Source organism: Pandoraea sp. NPDC087047 (assembly GCF_044745225.1).
Taxonomy (GTDB): domain Bacteria; phylum Pseudomonadota; class Gammaproteobacteria; order Burkholderiales; family Burkholderiaceae; genus Pandoraea.
On the sequence record NZ_JBIUZU010000008.1, the window covers coordinates 119,109 to 136,029 of the forward strand.

The following is a 16,921-nucleotide window of genomic DNA, read 5'->3' on the forward strand; positions in this document are numbered from 1 at the left end:
GGCGTCATCCTATCGCGCTTCTCTTCGCGCGTCCGATGGCGCGCGGTTTCCCCCACCGATTCCCATACATTCCCCATACAAAACCCCCTCCAGCGCAAGGTCGACCCCGCAACCCTGTGCCGTCACCCGGCCCGCGCCTTCGCACGCGCGCGCAGCAGGCTCACCCCGCCGCCCAGCGCAGCCAGTACGGTGGCACAAACCATCGCCGCGCGCGCCCCGCCGTCGCCATAAAGATCGAACAGCAGCGCCACGACGGCGGCGCCATATAACAGGCGACCGACGTGAGCGACGAGAGCGTCAGCACCGGCACGTGCATCAGGTCGAGCGGCAGTAGCGGCGTCTCCCGGCTGCGTTGGTAACGCACGAGAACCACGGCGACGACCAGCCCGAGCACGATCTGCGCCACCGCAACGTCGGGGTGCCATCGGTCGGGTCATACGTAAGACGTTGAGGAGAAAAAATCACGGCCCGGGATTCGCTTCTCGCGAGCCAACATGCGTGTTGGCATCATAGCCCGGGCCGGGCAGGAAAATCATGCGCAATGGCGCAGCTCGGGGAATGTTCGGCTGCGCACGGCCACGCCGCACGACGTCTGCCGGATCACTCTCTCGTGGTGCGCGGTATGCCACCACGACATTCGCCGCGCAACAGGGAGTGACGCAGCACCGCGTCACGCATGAATCGTCCCCCCGGACGTGTCACACGTGCTCGACATACGCGATGCCGCGCTTTCTGGCTTCCTTGCCGACTGCTTTATGAAGTCGGTACGTCGCGCGACGCCCTCACGGCATCGACGCGACGCCAGATCAGAACGTGTGCTGAATACCCAGCATCGTGCCGAACTGATTGCCACCGGTCACGACCGTGCCGCCTGCCGCAATCGCCACCGCACCGTTCTGGCTGTTCGCCACCCAGCCGGCCATGCCGTACAGCGACGTGCGCTTGGACAGCGAATACGTGGCGCGGCCGATGAGCATCGTGGCGTTGGCACGGCTCTTCAACTGATAACGAATGGCCTGCGCATCGAATGCCCAGGTAATCGTCGGCAGATAGGTGAAGCCGATGAAGTAGATGTCCGAGCGCAGCGATGCGGCGTCGGCGCTCACGTTGCGGTGAATCCAGCCGCCGCCCACGCGACCCGTCGACCACTTGTAGTACGCGTTGATGACCGAGTGCGAATCGGTGTAGTTCGAGCTGGTCAGCGGTGCGGCGGCGCCGGTGTTGCCACGCATCTGGTCATACGACGCCGAAATACCGAAGTTCTCGTAGTCGTAACCCAGCAGGCCGGTGAATTGCTTGCACGCCTGATAGTTGCCTGCGACCTGACCCGCGCAGTTCGTGGCCGACGGGCCGCCCGCCGCCGAACCGTCACGCCCGAAGCTGTACGTCGCGCCGACGGTCACGCCGGAGAACTTGCCCATGTACCCGATGGCGCTGTCGCTACGGGCGTTGGCGATGTACGGATCGATACTGGCCAACGAAAAGATCGACGGTCCGATCACGTCGGCGTTGCCCGTCACGTAGAACGTCATGTTGTTCTGACGACCGATGAGCAACGTACCCCACGAGCTCGACAGCCCCACGTTCGCCTGACGGCCGAACAGACGTCCGCCGTAGTTCAGACCGCCCGTGCCCGGCTGAAAGCCGTTTTCCAACGTGAAAACGGCCTTCAGGCCACCGCCCAGGTCTTCGACACCCTTGAAGCCGAAGCGCGACGGCACCTTACCCGTGAGGGTCGGCTCGCCGATGAAGCTGCCACCGTTGGCGGCATTGTTGTAATAGGCGATGCCGGTATCGACGATCCCGTACAGCGTCACGTTGCTTTGCGCGTGCGCCAGGCCCGCACCCAGCAGCAGGCCAGCGGCCAATGCGTATTTCACTCTCACTTCTGTCCCCTTGTTTTAAGTACACAGCAACTACAGACTTCAACCTCCGGAGCGGCGGCAATGTCGCCAATCCAGTCTTTTTTGGGACGGCACTTCGGCCGTCTCCGGTACTGCCCCTTCTTGCTCGTTCGGGTGATCGCCGCCGCCTCCTGTGCTGCGTCCGGCATGGATCCCCGCTGTTTTATGGCGCGACGTGAGGTGCTGTTTTTGCCTCACGCCTCGCGTACGAAAGTGAAACGCGCCTCGCGACGGGCAATGCGCCAGCCCTGTTCCGTGCGCACGAACGTGTCTTCGAATTCGCCCATCACCTGGCGGCCCTGCGCCGGGCGCCCGAACGGCCCCGGTGTGTCCTGTGCCGATCCGCTCCAGAGCAGCACGGTGCAGCTGCCGATCGCTCCCGTCGCCGAGGTGACGTCGATCAGCACATTGCCGACGAGATGCCGCGTGAGCCGATCCGCAGGGCGCTCGGCATACGCCGCCGCAATTGCCGCCGGCCCCACGAGCGTCTCGCCGTTGGGACGCACCAGCACCCCCTTCGCCGCAAACAACCCCGCAAGCCCCTGCGGATCGCGACGGTCGTTGCATGCGACGAAGCGCATCACGAGGTCGTAACAGGCCTGCTTGGCCAGCAAGGCGTCGAGCGTTTGCTGGTCGACGTCGTCGGCACGCGGCGGCTGAATGTCTTGCGTCATCGCGAAAGTCCCTCTTCCTGCGCCGACGGGAGCGGCAACGACAACCACGCACGCATGGCATCGGCCACGGCCTGCGGGCGCTCCATCGGACTCATATGTCCGCTGTGCTCGACAACGCTCAGCACCGCGCCGGGAATCAGCGCGGCCATGATTTCGTGACGTGCGAGCGGGCTCCACGTGTCCTGGCGAGCGCACAGCACGAGCGTCGGGCAACGCACATCGCTCAGTTGCGCGCTCGCATCGGGACGCCCGAGCAGCGCATGAATCTGCGCGGCGAATTGATCCGGATCGCTGCGCTCGATCATGTCGAGAATTGCGTCGAACAGCGGCGTGCCGATCTGGTCGGGATGCACCATGCCGGTCGCCCACACCTGCCCCATCGCGCGCATGCCGTGCGCTCGCGAACGCGCGAGCAATGCCGCGCGGGCGGCGCGCTCCTTCTCCCCCGCCTCGCCTTCCGGCAGCGCCTGATAGCCGGTGTCGAGCAACGCGAGACGACTCACGCGATGCGGTGCGCGGCGTACCACTTCGAGCGCCACGCGTCCGCCCATCGAATGGCCCGCGAGGGCGAAGCACGGCTCTGGCGTCGTGGCGAGCACGTGCTCGGCCATTGCGCCGATGGTGTCGAGCGAACCCCATGCCGGAATACGGCAATCGCATTGCGGCAGCAACGTTGCCGTGGCGGCCCATGCGACCTGATCGCAAAGCAGGCCCGGAAGCATGAGCAGTGGTGAACGTACGGGACTCATGATTTCGCTCCTTGCGCCCAGACTCGCGCGGGGATGCACACGTCGCCGTCGAAGAGCCAGCGCGCCGTGCGCAGCAGGCCGGCGCCGGTCACATCGGGCGCGCCGTCGGCATCGCGACCGAGCGCCAGACGCACCGTGAATTCGCCGGTCGGATGTTCAATGGAAAGTAGCGGCGCATCGCCCGGCGGCACCACCGCCATCTCATGACAGACGGTGCCCGACAGTGCTGCTGCCGTCGCCACGCTCACCGCCGCCAGCACGCCGATGGACGAGTGGCAACGATGCGGAATGAAGCAACGCGTCGCGAGCGCACCGCCGGCTTGCGGCGGCGCAACGAGACACATCTTCGGCACCGTGCGCGAGCGTACGTCGCCAAGGTTCATGCGTGGGCCGAGCGCGAGACGAATCGCCTCGATCCTGTCGCGCATCGCCTGAAAATCCGCGCCCGCGTCGAGCTGTTCGCAGGACTCCTCGCCGGTACACCCCAGGTCCGCTGCGCGCATCAGCACGAGCGGCATGCCGTTGTCGATGCACGTCACCGCGACACCTTCCACGACATCCTGACGTTGTCCGGTCGGAAACAGCGCGCCGCAAGACGAGCCTGCGGTATCGCGAAACATCAGCGGAATCGGTGCAGCCGTGCCCGGCACACCGTCGATAGCCACGTCGCCGTCGTACTTCGCCACGCCCCCCGGGGTCTGCACGGTGGCAACTGCCACCTGTCCCGTGTTGCGCATGTGAATGCCGACGTCGGTCACATCGCCCGTTGCGGCTACGAGCCCCCGCTCGATCGCAAACGGCCCCACCCCTGCGAGGAGGTTGCCGCAGTTCTGTCCGTAGTCGACACGCGCTTCGTCGACCACGACCTGCGCAAAGAGATAATCGACGTCGGCGTCCGGCCGGGTCGCACGCGAGACGATCGCGACTTTGCTCGTGAGCGGGTTCGCGCCGCCCATGCCGTCGATCTGACGCGCGTCGGGCGAGCCCATCGCCGCGAGCAGCACGGCGTCGCGCGTGGCGGCGTCGGCAGGCAGATCGTCGGCGAGGAAGTACAACCCTTTCGAGGTGCCGCCTCGCATGACGGCGGCGCGAATGCGCGTTTGGGAATGCTTCATGTCGGCCAAGTCGCGATCCTCACTTGCCCTGCGAGTCGTTCAATTCGCGCAATTCGTCGAGCGAATCGACATAACGCAGACCCTTCGCGGCCAGACGCTCGCGCATCTTGTAATAGTCGAGTCCCAGCGTGCCGCCTGCGAGCACACCGCGCTTGTAGGCTTCGTCGGCACCGCGTGCAGCTGCGGCCCTGGCCACCGCCTGCGCCGTGGCGAACGGCACCACGACCACCCCGTCGTCGTCCGCGACGATCACGTCGCCCGGGTTCACGATCTGATTGGCGCACACGACCGGCACGTTCACCGAGCCGAGCGTCTCCTTGACCGTGCCCTGCGACGAGACGGCCTTCGACCACACCGGGAATTTCATCTCGGTGAGCGTGCCGATATCGCGGCAACCGGCGTCGATAATCAGTCCGGCCACGCCGCGCGCTTTCATGGACGTGGCGAGCAGATCGCCAAAGTAGCCGTCGTCGCATGGCGAGGTCACGCCGACCACGACGATATCGCCCGGCTGCGCCTGCTCGACCGCAACGTGCAACATCCAGTTGTCGGACGGTGGCGCGAGCACCGTCACCGCGCTGCCTGCAACGGCGGCACCCGCATAGATCGGGCGCAGATACGTCGCCATCAGGCCCAGACGACTCTGCGCCTCATGGACGGTGGCGCTACCGGCGCTGCGCAGAATGTCGAGCGTAGCGGCGTCGACACGAGGAATTTGACGAACGACGACGCCGCGAATCATGACAGTTGCTCCGTCACCGTGGGCGTGAGGCGCATCAGCCCTTCCGCGTATTTGATGTCGCGCGTGGCCGTGATGCCGATATTGCGCTTGGCCTGCACGCCGCGTTGCAGCGCCACGCGCGTGTAGTAATCCCAGAGGTGTTCCTGACCGGCCATGCATTCGATGGCGGCGCGCTTCTTGTCCCACACCGGCGTGATATCCACGAAGGTGTTCGGAATCCACTCGCACTGCTCGGTCTGATGCGGCTCGAACGCCAGCACGGCAGGGGCGCCGATGATCTTCGCGCCCGGCTTGTGACCTTCGGCCTGCGCGATCACGCGGGCTTCCTGTGTGACGTGCATCGCCAGCGGATGATCGAAGTTGTACGGGTCCTTCTCCGAGTGGCTCAGCACGAACGACGGCTGCAACTCGCGATAGATGTCGACGAGTGTGAAGAGCGTCTCGTCCGACACGCGCATCGGGTAGTCGCCGACGTCGAGGAATTCGATCTCGGCACCGAGAATGTCGGCAGCCCGCTGCGCTTCTTCGCGACGCGCGGCCTTGACCTTCGCTTCGGTCATCTCCGCGCCCTTGCGCCAGAGCTTGGCCGACTCGCCGCGCTCGCCGAAGGACAGGCACACGATCTTCATGCGATAGCCCTGAGCGACGTGCGTGGCGATCGTGCCCGCCGCGCGCCAGACGAAATCCGCCGAATGGGCGCTGACCACGAGGCCGGCAAGACCGGACGTTGTGCTGCTGTTGGTGTTCTGTGTTGTGCTCATGTGTTTGACGTTGGTACGTGTTTCACGCTGCCCGCGCAGACGGAATAACGCGAGGTAGGACGGAATCGGCGGCCCGATGCAGAGGCATGCGCCCGGGCAGACTCATGCGCTTTCCAGACCGACCAGCGTGCCGAGCAATTCCGGCGACGCGGCGAGGTCGCTGCTGCGTCCCGCCCAGACCTGACGGCCCCGGTCGAGCACCAGCGCACGGTCGGTGAGCTCCAGCCCAAGTTCCGCGTGCTGCTCCACGAGCACCACGCCCATGCCGCCGTCCGCGCGCAGCTTCCAGAAGGCGTCGACCAGTTGATCGACAATCACCGGCGCGAGCCCTTCGAACGGTTCGTCGAACAGAATTACGCGGGGATTGCCGATCAGCGCGCGGCCAATGGCGAGCATCTGCTGCTCACCGCCCGAGAGCTGGTTGCCGAGGTTGCGACGGCGCTCTTTCAGTCGCGGGAACAGGTCATACACCCGCTCCAGCGTCCAGGTGCCGCCATCGTTCGTCGCGGGTGCGCCATCGCCCATCGCCGACACTTGCAGGTTCTCTTCGACGCTGAGCGACTTGAATATCTCGCGCTCCTGCGGCACCAGCGCGAGTCCCGCGCGGGCGCGTTTGTAGGCGGGCCACGCCGTGATGTCCTCGTCTCGATAGCGCAGCACGCCGCCGTGACGCGTAGTCAGCCCCAGCAGGCTGAGCAGCAACGTGCTCTTGCCCACGCCATTGCGACCGAGAATGGCGACGGCTTCCCCCGCCGCCACGCGCAGACTCAGGTCTTCGAGCACGATGGTTTCGCCATACCCGGCGCTGAGCCCGCCGGCTTCGAGCAGAATGTCAGTCATGATGGCGACGCCCCAGATAGATATCGCGCACGCGCGGATCGCTGCGCACTTCGTCCTTCTCGCCTTCCATCAGCACTGCGCCTTCGACCAGCACCGTGATACGGCGCGCGAAGCGAAAGACCAGATCCATGTCGTGTTCGATGACCATCACCGCAACGTCCTGCGGCAGACGCTCGAGCAGTTCGAACAGTTTTCGTCCCTGCCCCGACGGCACGCCGGCCACAGGTTCGTCCAGCAGCAGCACCTTCGGGTCGAGCGCGAGGCCCAGGGCGATTTCCACCTGACGGCGCTGACCATACGCAAGCTCGTTGATGCGCTTGCCCGCAAGATCGAGCATGCCGAGTTCGCGCAGACGTTCCGCCGCCTCCTCCACGACCGCCGGACGGCTCGCCAGCGGACGCCCGATGCGCCCGTCCAGACCGCGCCGCGACGTGAGCGCAAGCGCCACGTTCTCGGCCACGGTGAGCGCATCGAACAGCGTGTTGAGCTGGAACGTACGCGCCAGCCCCAGCTTCACGCGCTTGTGCGACGGCATCGACGTGACATCCGTGCCACCCACGCGCACCACACCGGCGTTCGGCTTGAGCACGCCTGTGAGCAGGTTCATCAGCGTGCTCTTGCCTGCGCCGTTCGGCCCGATCAGTGCATGACGTGCGCCGACCGGCAGCGAGAGGCTGACGTTGCGGGTGACGTCCAGTTGGCCGAAGCGCTTGGACAGACCTTGAATTTCGAGTGCAGCGCTCACGGCGTCACCTCCTTGTCCGTGGACGATGCTGCGGCATTGCCGGCCTGCGACGACGACGTCGTCGTCACCTGACGCGGACGGCGCACGCGCGCGGCGAAGCGATCCACGACACCGATCAGTCCGTCGGGTGCGAAGCGCACGACAACGATCAGCAGCACGCCGAGTGCCGCGAGCCAGTTCGTCGGATCGATGGCGGCAATGCGATCGGACAACACCATGAAGACGACGGCCCCGAGAACTGCGCCATAGAGGCGCCCGGTGCCACCGAGCGCAAGCATCACGAGCACGTTGGCGGAGAGCGTGAACGACAGTGTGTCGAGCGCCACGATGTTGTTGACCTGTGCCGAGAGCGCGCCCGCAACACCGGCCACGGCCGCCGCAATCGTGTACAGCATCAGACGACGCAGCCCCACGCGAACGCCCAGCAACGACATGCGCATGGCGTTCTCGCGAATGCCCTGCACCGTCAGTCCGAACGGCGAGTTCACCAGGAACTGCGTGAAGAGATAGACGACGAGCAGCACCGCGAGCGCATACAGATACGCCGTGTGACCGTAGATATCGAACTCGAACCAGCCGAGCACCGGCGCAATGGTGTAGCCGGTCAGACCGTCGTCGCCCATCGTGATCGACTTGGCGATGTTGCCCGCTTCGTAGAGCAGCGTGGCGCACGCGAGCGTGAGCATGATCTGCGTGAGTCCGCTCACGCGCAGCACGACAACGCCGGTAATCAGCCCCACCACGGCGGCAACCACCGCTCCCGCAACGAGACCGAGCAACGGATCGGGCGACACGTGCAGCGCGAAGAGCCCTGCGGCGTAAGCGCCGCTACCGAAGAACGCCGCGTGTCCGAGCGTCTCGATACCGCAGTAGCCCTGCACGAGATCGAGCGAAAGCGCGAAGACGATCATGATCAGCACGCTCGTGGCGAGCGCGAGATACAGATCGGCGAAGAAGTACGTGGCGACAGCGCCGAGCAGCAACACCGCATCGAGCACGCCGAGGCGTTTGCGGCGCAGCGCGGGCGCCACCGGCGAGCGCACGGCCGTCGAGGGCGAAGGATTCGTTTGAGACATCGTCACCCTCCGCTCAGGCACGCCCGACCAGCCCTTGCGGGCGGATCAGCAGAATGGCCAGCACGGCCAGATAGATCATGAACGCGCCGAGCGCAGGCACGTAGTAGCGGCCGAGCGTGTCGATCAGGCCGAGCAGCAGCCCCGCATACAGCGAACCGCGCAGACTCCCCAGACCGCCGGCGGCCACCACGATCAGCACGAGCACCAGATACTTCAGGCCGTAATACGGCTCCAGCGGCAGGATCTGGCTCGACAGCGCGCCGCCCAGCCCCGACAGACCGCAGCCGATGGCGAACGTGATCGAGAACACGAGCGGCACGTCGATGCCCACGCACCGCGCCATGCGCGGATTGTCGACCGCCGCGCGCAGCTTCGCGCCGAACGGCGTGCGCTCCAGCCCCCACCAGATACCGAGCGCCACGACCGCGCTGCACACCAGCGCGAAAATGCGGTACACGGACACCGAGAACGCCCCGAAGTCCCACGTGCCGCGCAGACCCTGCGGCACCGGAATCGTCTGCAACTCCGTGCCCGCCATGTGCTTGGCAATCGCGCAGATGATGAACGCGAGCCCGATCGTCATGAGCAACTGCCCCAGACCGTTGGCCGTGTAGACCCAGCGATACAACGTGCGCTCCAGTACCGCGCCGAGCAGCATCGTGCCGAGCACGCCCACGAGCAGGGCGACGAAGAAATCGAGCCCGGCACGCTGCATGGCCCACAAGGTGAAATAACCGCCGATCATGGCGAAGGCGGAGTGCGCGAGGTTGACCACGCGCATCACGCCGAGCGTGACCGTGAGGCCCACGGAGATGAGAAACAGCAGCATCCCGTAGGCCACACCGTCGATCGACAACGACAGGAAAGTGGCAAGCGATTGCGTCATGACGAATTACCGGAACCGAACGAACAGAACCAACCGAGCGACATCGCCCGCGTTACTTGGCGGCCACTTGCGGGTGGCTGATATGCCACGGCTCGACCACCGACTTGTAGGTATCGATGGGCTTGTTGCCGAGCTTGCCGTCGATGGTTTCCACGCGACGGATGTACACGTTCTGCACGATTTCGCGCGTCTTCGGATCGATCGACACCGGACCGCGCGCGCTCACCCACGAGTAGCCCTTCACGGCGGCGATGGCGCGATCGGCGTCCTTCTTGCCCTTGGTGGCCTTGATCATCTGTGCAATGAGCGTCATCGAGTCGTAAGCCGACACCGACGCGATCGACGGCAGTGCGCCCGGACCGTACTTCGCCTTGAAGGCCTTCACGAACGCGACGTTTTCCGGCGTCGTGAGGAACGGCGAGTAGTGCAGCGCGGTGATGGTGCCCAGTGCGCTGTCGCCAATGGCGGGCAGGTCGGATTCCATCGTCTCCGTCGTAGCGAAGAGCTGGATACCGGCCTTGTCGAGTTCGCGTTCCTTGAACGCCTTCACGAAACCAGCCGACATCGGGCCGACGGGCATGAACATGAAGACGGCGTCCGGCTTCGCGTCACGCACCCGTTGCAGGTAGCTGGAGAAGTCCGTCGTGCCCAGCGGCACCTTCACTTCGACGGCAACCTTGCCGCCGGCTTTCTTGAAGGTCTCGCTGTAGGCGTCGATGGCGTCGTAGCCGGTGGCGAAGTCGGCGACCACGATGGCGGCGTTCTTCACACCCTTTTTGGCGGCGTATTCGACGAGCGGCACGCTCACGGTCCACTGCGTGAAGCCCGTGCGCACGAAGTACGGCGATTTGAGCGTCACGCTCGACGTGCCCGAGTTGCCGATGACCAGCGGCGTCTTGGTCTGGTTCACGACATCGGCCATGGCCAGCACGTTCGGCGTGAACGAGCCGCCGAACAGGTACTGCACCTGATCGCGCACCACGAGTTCCTGGGCGAGCTGACGCGTGCGCTGCGGATTCACGCCGCCTTCGTCGCGCTCCAGGATCACGAGCGTGTCGTCGCCGACCTTGTTCTTGTTCTGCTCGAGCCACAGATTGATACCGCGACGGTATTCCGTGCCCCACCACGACGCCGAGCCGGAGAACAGACCCAGCACGCCGATCTTGATTTCGTCGGCGCGGGCCGGGACAGCGGTGAATTGGCAAACGCTCGCAAGTGCCACAGCGAGCCAGAGATGGCGCTTCATCATGGTGTCGTCTCCTCGTCGGCGTCGTAGCACCGATCCGTTTTGATGAGGTCACGCCGGGGGTTGGCGTGCCTTTTCATAGTGTCCGGAACAGCTTAGGCAGCCGAAATGAAGACGTCGAACGACCTTCTCGCGTCGAGCGTTGCGTTTTTCGTATATCCCCGAGATTTCCCCTACGTTTCGAGATGATTTTTACGAGGGGAATTTCACGCTGCGCGACGCACCGCGCGCCATCCACGGAACGCCCGCCGCACAAGGCGCGGCGGGAGGTCGTCAGCCGGTGACTCGCGACGCGCAAATCGCGTGCGAGCCAGTGAGGCGAGACATGCAAGTCATGGCGAATCCGGCATTTTTCGCCGCGCGCGCCGACACCGCGGCGAACGGCGCAGCGAACGATTTACGCGCCTCGCGCGTTACGCCGGATGCTGCATCGTCGGCGCCAGCGCGCGCAGTTCGTCGAGCAGTTGCTCTGCCGCAGGCGAGAGCAGACCGTCGCGACGCGTGGCCACACCGATGGAGCGGCGCGCGTGTTGCAGCGTCACGGGCACGACCGCCAGTTCGCCCGTGCGCAGTTCCGAGGTGATCTGTATCGGCGAGAGCAGCGCGAGACGATCGCTCGACGACAACAAGCCGCGCACCACCGGCGAGCTGCTCGCATGCACCTGCGTCTGCGGCAACGGGAGGCCCTCCGCGTGAAACACGCGCTCGAACACCCCGCGCGCCGGCGTGCAAGGCAGCGGACTCACCCAGCCGTACTGCGCCAGTTCCGCGAGCATGGGCGTCTTCCCCGACGTCAGACACGGGTGATCCGCGCGGGCGACGACCGACAGATGATCTTCGAACAGCGCTTCCTGACGGATATCCGGCGGCACGTCGTTCGCGCGCAGAGCGCCGACGATCATGTCGACGTCCGCCTGACGCAACTGACGCACCAGCGCCTCGTACGTGCCGTCGACCACCGTCACGGTGAGATACGGCGACTTGTACAGCAGGCTGTCGATGGCCTTGGGCAGCAGGAAGCCGCTGGAGAGCGGCAGCGCGGCCACAATCACCGTGCCCTGCTGACGCCCGCCGAAGGGCGCCAGTTCGTCTTCGGCAATCGCCAGTTCCGCCAGCGCCCGCTTGACGGGGCCGAGCAGCGCCAGCGCCTCGTCTGTCAGACGCGTGCCGCGCGGCGTGCGTCGGAACAGCTTGATGCCGATGAGGTCTTCGAGCTGATCGAGATTGCGCTGGATCGTGGGCTGCGAGCATTGCAGACGGCTCGCAGCCAGCGGCCCGCTGCCCAGCTCCGCGACCGCGATGAAGCTCGTGAGTTGCTGCGGCGCGACCACGGCAGCGAAACGGCTCGCCGCACGCGCACCGCCGTCGGCTTGCGACGCCGTGGCGGCAAACGCCTCGCGATAGCCGTTCGCCAGTTCGGCCAGCGCGCGTGTGGCGCGCACGCCGAGCCGCTGACCGGCCGCGTTCGGAATCAGACCGCGGGCGCTGCGGTGAAAGAGCGGAAAACCCAACTCCGCCTCAATGTCGGAAATCGAACGAGCGACCGCGGATTGCGAGAGATGCAGCATGCGTGCGGCGCGTGCGACCGAATCGCACTCCAGCACGGCGACCATCGCGCGCAGGCCGCGCAGCTTCCGGCACAGCAGCGTCGCTTCGTTGCTCTGCGGCGCACGGCTCCACGTGCCGCGTTCATGGCACGCGAGCCTGGGTACTCCCGGCGCGTTGGTCAGACTGATGGCAGTGTCGATCGCCATGTCAACGCATGGTCGGCACGCGACGCGTGGCCATGAACTCGTCGAGCGTTTCGCCGCGCATGAGCGCATAGACTTCGAGGTTGGTCTTGCGCACCACGCGGGCAAACTTCTCCAGCACGAAGAAGTTCACGCCGTGACGCACCAGCCCGATCCAGTCCTGCGCCTGCACCATCGTCTGCTCCTCAGCCGTGAGCCCGGCGGCAGTCATGGCAGCAACGGGATCGCTCAGGAACGTCTCGCGACTCCCGGCGCGAATCATGTGCCAGAAGAAGCGATTGAGCTTGAGCGTGCGGTTGCTCACGCGCAGATCGAATGCGTAAGTGCCGGTGATGGCTTCGATACCTTCGAGTTGCGGATTCATGCGACGTCTTCCTCGTAGAGCGCGACGGTCATGGCGGTCGTCGTCGCGAGGTAGTAGTTCAGATGCAGACGCCTGATACGCGAGCCCATTGCGCCGCGCATCGACAGCCACATGATTTGTTCCACGCTCTCGGCGCCGCCACGCTCGACATAGTCCACGTGCTTGAGCTCGGTGAGCTTCTCGGGCTGGTGTTCGAGCAATTCCAGGAATTCGCGATCCCACGCTTCGTCGTTGTAGCCCGCGCGCTCGCCGTGAATCTGATGCGAGAGTCCGCCCGTGCCCACCACGACCACGCGCAGATCTTCCGGATACGACTCGATGGCGCGCCGCACCGCCTGACCGAGGCGATAGCAGCGGCGGCCGGTCGGCAGCGGGTATTGCAGCACGTTGATGGCAATCGGCACGACAGTGCCCGGCCAGTCCGGCGTGTGGGGCCAGAGCAACGGCAGCGGCGACGCGCAACCGTGGTCGATCGGCTTGTCCTGGAACACGGTGATGTCGAACTCGTCGTTCACGAGCGACTCGGCGATATGCGCCTGCAACGCCACGTCACCGCGAATCGGCGGCAGCGGACGCAGCCCCGCGCCTTCGTCGGCAATCGGGAACGACTCGCCCACGCCGAGCGCGAACGTCGGATACATGTCGAAGAAAAACGTGGTGGCGTGATCGTTGTAGAAGAACACGAGGACGTCGGCCTGCTTCTCGGCCAGCCACTTCGCCACGGGCTCATAGCCCTGAAACAGCGGTGCCCACGCGGGATCCTGTTGCTTGCCCTTGTCGTACGCCACGCCGATGGTCGGCACGTGCGACGTTCCGATCCCGCCAATGATCTTTGCCACGCTTTCGTCTCCGTCTTTTGTTTTGTCATGCCTGGGCAGCAGAATGAAACCACCCGCATTTATGCAGCGCCGAGTCTATCCGGGATCCCATACCCACATAAACAAGGGTATTTACTAATGCGTTTACGAATTATGGGATCCCATAATGAAAAAAAGCCGGATCGGGCAGCGTCCAGAGCATCCGACGGCATTCCTGCGAACGAAAGGAGACGCATGCTGCATCCCACGCCGACCACGGTTCAATTGCGCGAGATGATCCTCAAGGGGGAACTCGCGCCGGGCGAACGTCTGGCCGAAGCCAAGCTCGCGGAGCAACTCGGGGTGTCGCGCATGCCGGTGCGCCAGGCACTGCCGGTGCTCGCAGAAGAAGGACTCGTGGTGCGTGCCGGGCAGCGCGGCTACGCGGTGCGTGCGCATACGCGAGAGGAGAGTATTGAAGCCCTGCATCTGCGCGGCGCGCTCGAAGGTTACGCCGCGCGATTGCTGGCCGAGAAAGGCGCGAGTGCGGCGTTGCTCGGGCAACTGCGCGACCTGCTGGCGGAGGGCGACGCCCTGCTCGCCGACCATACGATGACGCCCGAAGTGCAGATCGGTTACGCGTCGCTCAACGCGCGCTTTCACGATCTGCTCGTGACCGGTGCGCACAACCCGCTGCTCGAAGGCTTCATCGCGCGCTGCAATCGGGTGCCGTTCGTCGCACCGCGCACGGTGGCGTTCGGACATGAGGACCGCCGTCAGTATGTGGACATCATCGCGTACGCGCATCGTCAGCATCACGCGATCGTCGAGGCCATTGCCGCCCGGCAGCCCGATCGCGCCGAATTCATGTGCCGCGAGCACATCGTGACGCAGGAACACAGCATGGGCGCGCAGTTGCTCTAACGCGCGCGGCCCGAATTCATCCCGACCATTCCCTATCGAAACGAGAGCGTGCCAATCGAAGGCGCGCCAAGGAGACAAACGATCATGTTCCTCAAAAACACCTGGTACGTCGCGTGCACGCCGGACGAGTTCGCCGACAAGCCGCTGGGCCGCAAGGTCTGCAACGAAGCGATGGTGTTCTTTCGCGATGGCAACGGCAACGTCGCCGCGCTCGAAGACTTCTGCCCGCATCGCGGCGCAGCGCTGTCGCTGGGCTTCGTCAAGGACGGCCACCTCGTGTGCGGCTACCACGGCCTGACGGTCGATGGTGGCGGCAAGTGCACGAAGATGATCGGTCAACGCGTCGGCGGCTTCCCGAAGACGCGCGCGTTTCCCTGCGTCGAGCGCTACGGCTTCGTGTGGGTCTGGCCGGGTGACGCCGCGCTTGCGAATCCCGACGAGATCCCGTATCTCGAATGGGCGGTGAGCGAACAGTGGGCGTATGGCGGCGGGCTGTATCACATCAAGTGCGACTATCGCCTGATGATCGATAACCTGATGGACCTCACACACGAGACTTATGTCCACGCAACGAGCATCGGTCAGGAAGAGATCGAAGAAGCGCCGCCGAAGACGACCGTCGAAGGCGACATGGTGATCACCGCGCGTCATATGGAGAACATCAAGGCGCCGCCGTTCTGGGCGGGCGCACTGCGTGCGAATGGTCTGGACGATCAGCTCGCGTGCGATCGCTGGCAGATCTGCCGCTTCACGCCGCCGAGTCACGTGATGATCGAAGTGGGGGTTGCGCACGCCGGTCATGGCGGTTACGACGCCCCCGCCGACAAGAAGGCTGGCAGCATCGTGGTCGACTTCATCACGCCCGAGACGGATGAATCGATCTGGTACTTCTGGGGCATGGCGCGCAACTTCAAGCCGCAGGATGCCGAGTTGACGGCGGCGATCAAACGCGGCCAGGGCGGCATCTTCGCCGAAGACCAGGAAGTGCTCGAGGCGCAGCAGCGCAATTTGTCCGCGTATCCGGAGAAGAAGATTCTCAAGCTCAATATCGACGCGGGCGGCGTGCAGTCGCGCAAGGTGCTCGACCGTCTCATGGAAGCCGAGCGCGCAGGTGCGGCGGCGGCCGGCGCGGAGAACGCGGCATGAAAGTCCGGCTGGCGAACAAACGCGATGTCGCCACCGACATCTGCGAATTCGAACTGGTGAGCCTCGACGGCAGCGCGCTGCCGGCATTTACCGCAGGCGCACACATCGACGTGCATGTGACCAACGGCATCATTCGCCAATACTCGCTGTGCAACGCGCCGGGCGAGACGCATCGCTACTGCGTGGGCGTGCTGCGCGACCCGCAATCTCGGGGCGGCTCCGTCGGCATGCACGCGCTCACGGTCGGCACGGACATCGAGATCAGCGCACCGCGCAATCACTTCCCGCTCGCGCCACAGGCGAAGCACAGCATTCTGCTCGCGGGCGGCATCGGCGTCACGCCGATCCTGTGCATGGCCGAGGCGCTTGCGTCGGAGGGCGCGTCGTTCGAAGTGCATTACTGCACGCGCGAACCGGCGCGCACGGCGTTTCGCGAGCGCTTCGCATGCGAAGACATCGCTGCGAAGACACATCTGTATTACGACAGTGAAGGCGAGCGCGCCAACCTCGACGCGATTCTCGCGCAACCGTCCGGCGGCAAGCATCTGTTCGTGTGCGGCCCGGCAGGCTTCATCGACGCCGTGCTCGCGCGTGCCGAGGCGGCGCAGTGGCCGGAAGGCAACGTGCATCGCGAGTACTTCGCCGCACCCGTGCCAGCGAGCGCCGACGGCGACGACGACAAGCCTTTCCAGGTCAGGCTGCATTCGAGCGGACGCGTGATCGAGGTGAAGGCGGGCGAGACCATTGTCGCTGCGCTCGCCGCGCACGGTGTCGAAGTGCAGATGTCGTGCGAACAAGGCGTGTGCGGCACGTGTCTGACACGTGTCGTCGACGGCACGCCCGACCATCGCGACGTCTATCTGACCGACGATGAGCGCGCCGCCAACGATCAGATCCTGCCTTGCTGCTCGCGCAGCAAATCGGCCGTGCTGGTGCTCGATCTCTGAGTCGGCGCCCGCCAGCACGAGGAAGTAGACGATCACCGGCCAGATCTGACCGTGACTCCACGCCAGCAGGCTCGCCGCGATCATGGGTGCCAGGCCGCCCCCCAGCACCGTGCCGATCTGCTTGCCGAGCGACACGCCCGAGAAGCGCACCCGCGCATCGAACAACTCCGAGAAGAAGCTGCCTTCCGGGCCGAACATCATCGGATGAATCACACCCGCGCCGATCACGATGGCGAGCACGACCCATGTCGTCT

At 65.2% G+C, this 16,921-nt stretch carries 18 protein-coding genes; 3 read left to right on the plus strand and 15 right to left on the minus strand.

The annotated features are described in order from the left end of the window. Positions 1–160 precede the first annotated feature (160 nt). The 15 genes from ACIPHM_RS16720 to ACIPHM_RS16790 form a co-directional block, all read right to left on the minus strand. Complete coding sequence (locus ACIPHM_RS16720) at positions 161–406, minus strand: hypothetical protein (protein ID WP_400330299.1); 246 nt, start codon at positions 404–406, stop codon at positions 161–163. Positions 407–806: 400 nt separating this feature from the next. Beyond that, positions 807–1,880: a porin gene (locus ACIPHM_RS16725; protein ID WP_400330301.1), complete on the minus strand. Its 1,074-nt coding sequence runs from the start codon at positions 1,878–1,880 to the stop codon at positions 807–809. Between the two features lie 218 nt (positions 1,881–2,098). Then, the gene (locus ACIPHM_RS16730) at positions 2,099–2,578 is read right to left on the minus strand and encodes a nuclear transport factor 2 family protein (RefSeq protein WP_400330303.1); all 480 of its coding nucleotides are present in this window, start codon (positions 2,576–2,578) and stop codon (positions 2,099–2,101) included. Continuing rightward, on the minus strand, positions 2,575–3,327 hold the full coding sequence (locus tag ACIPHM_RS16735) for an alpha/beta fold hydrolase (protein WP_400330305.1): 753 nt from the start codon (positions 3,325–3,327) through the stop codon (positions 2,575–2,577). Before ACIPHM_RS16735 ends, ACIPHM_RS16730 begins: the two co-directional genes overlap by 4 nt. After that, positions 3,324–4,442, minus strand: a complete 1,119-nt coding sequence (locus ACIPHM_RS16740) for a 4-oxalomesaconate tautomerase (RefSeq protein ID WP_400330307.1) — start codon at positions 4,440–4,442, stop codon at positions 3,324–3,326. The genes ACIPHM_RS16735 and ACIPHM_RS16740 overlap by 4 nt, the downstream gene beginning before the upstream one ends. Before the next feature lie 19 nt (positions 4,443–4,461). After that, on the minus strand, positions 4,462–5,184 hold the full coding sequence (locus ACIPHM_RS16745) for a 4-carboxy-4-hydroxy-2-oxoadipate aldolase/oxaloacetate decarboxylase (RefSeq protein WP_400330309.1): 723 nt from the start codon (positions 5,182–5,184) through the stop codon (positions 4,462–4,464). Beyond that, the gene (locus ACIPHM_RS16750; protein ID WP_400330311.1) at positions 5,181–5,945 is read right to left on the minus strand and encodes a PIG-L deacetylase family protein; all 765 of its coding nucleotides are present in this window, start codon (positions 5,943–5,945) and stop codon (positions 5,181–5,183) included. The genes ACIPHM_RS16745 and ACIPHM_RS16750 overlap by 4 nt, the downstream gene beginning before the upstream one ends. Before the next feature lie 102 nt (positions 5,946–6,047). Further along, positions 6,048–6,785 (minus strand): ABC transporter ATP-binding protein, encoded by a 738-nt coding sequence (locus ACIPHM_RS16755; RefSeq protein ID WP_400330313.1) that lies wholly within the window; start codon positions 6,783–6,785, stop codon positions 6,048–6,050. After that, complete coding sequence (locus ACIPHM_RS16760; protein WP_400330315.1) at positions 6,778–7,530, minus strand: ABC transporter ATP-binding protein; 753 nt, start codon at positions 7,528–7,530, stop codon at positions 6,778–6,780. Before ACIPHM_RS16760 ends, ACIPHM_RS16755 begins: the two co-directional genes overlap by 8 nt. After that, the gene (locus tag ACIPHM_RS16765; protein ID WP_400330317.1) at positions 7,527–8,606 is read right to left on the minus strand and encodes a branched-chain amino acid ABC transporter permease; all 1,080 of its coding nucleotides are present in this window, start codon (positions 8,604–8,606) and stop codon (positions 7,527–7,529) included. The genes ACIPHM_RS16760 and ACIPHM_RS16765 overlap by 4 nt, the downstream gene beginning before the upstream one ends. A gap of 13 nt (positions 8,607–8,619) precedes the next feature. Continuing rightward, entirely contained in the window at positions 8,620–9,492 is an 873-nt protein-coding gene (locus ACIPHM_RS16770; protein ID WP_400330319.1) for a branched-chain amino acid ABC transporter permease, read from the minus strand. A gap of 52 nt (positions 9,493–9,544) precedes the next feature. Beyond that, positions 9,545–10,741 carry an ABC transporter substrate-binding protein gene (locus tag ACIPHM_RS16775; RefSeq protein WP_400330322.1) on the minus strand — a complete coding sequence of 399 codons (1,197 nt, stop codon included), beginning with the start codon at positions 10,739–10,741 and terminating at the stop codon, positions 9,545–9,547. 410 nt (positions 10,742–11,151) lie between these two features. Continuing rightward, positions 11,152–12,492, minus strand: coding sequence for a LysR family transcriptional regulator (locus ACIPHM_RS16780; RefSeq protein WP_400330325.1), 1,341 nt, complete (start codon positions 12,490–12,492; stop codon positions 11,152–11,154). 1 nt (position 12,493) lies between these two features. Further along, positions 12,494–12,853: a protocatechuate 3,4-dioxygenase gene (locus tag ACIPHM_RS16785; RefSeq protein ID WP_400330328.1), complete on the minus strand. Its 360-nt coding sequence runs from the start codon at positions 12,851–12,853 to the stop codon at positions 12,494–12,496. Next, entirely contained in the window at positions 12,850–13,692 is an 843-nt protein-coding gene (locus ACIPHM_RS16790) for a gallate dioxygenase (protein WP_400330331.1), read from the minus strand. Before ACIPHM_RS16790 ends, ACIPHM_RS16785 begins: the two co-directional genes overlap by 4 nt. A gap of 213 nt (positions 13,693–13,905) precedes the next feature. On the opposite strand from ACIPHM_RS16790, the gene ACIPHM_RS16795 reads away from it, so the two are divergent. From ACIPHM_RS16795 to ACIPHM_RS16805, 3 genes are all read left to right on the plus strand, one after another. Beyond that, positions 13,906–14,574, plus strand: a complete 669-nt coding sequence (locus ACIPHM_RS16795) for a GntR family transcriptional regulator (protein WP_400330333.1) — start codon at positions 13,906–13,908, stop codon at positions 14,572–14,574. 84 nt (positions 14,575–14,658) lie between these two features. Next, positions 14,659–15,720: a Rieske 2Fe-2S domain-containing protein gene (locus ACIPHM_RS16800; protein ID WP_400330336.1), complete on the plus strand. Its 1,062-nt coding sequence runs from the start codon at positions 14,659–14,661 to the stop codon at positions 15,718–15,720. Continuing rightward, positions 15,717–16,667 (plus strand): PDR/VanB family oxidoreductase, encoded by a 951-nt coding sequence (locus ACIPHM_RS16805; protein ID WP_400330339.1) that lies wholly within the window; start codon positions 15,717–15,719, stop codon positions 16,665–16,667. The genes ACIPHM_RS16800 and ACIPHM_RS16805 overlap by 4 nt, the downstream gene beginning before the upstream one ends. Positions 16,668–16,921: the final 254 nt, after the last annotated feature.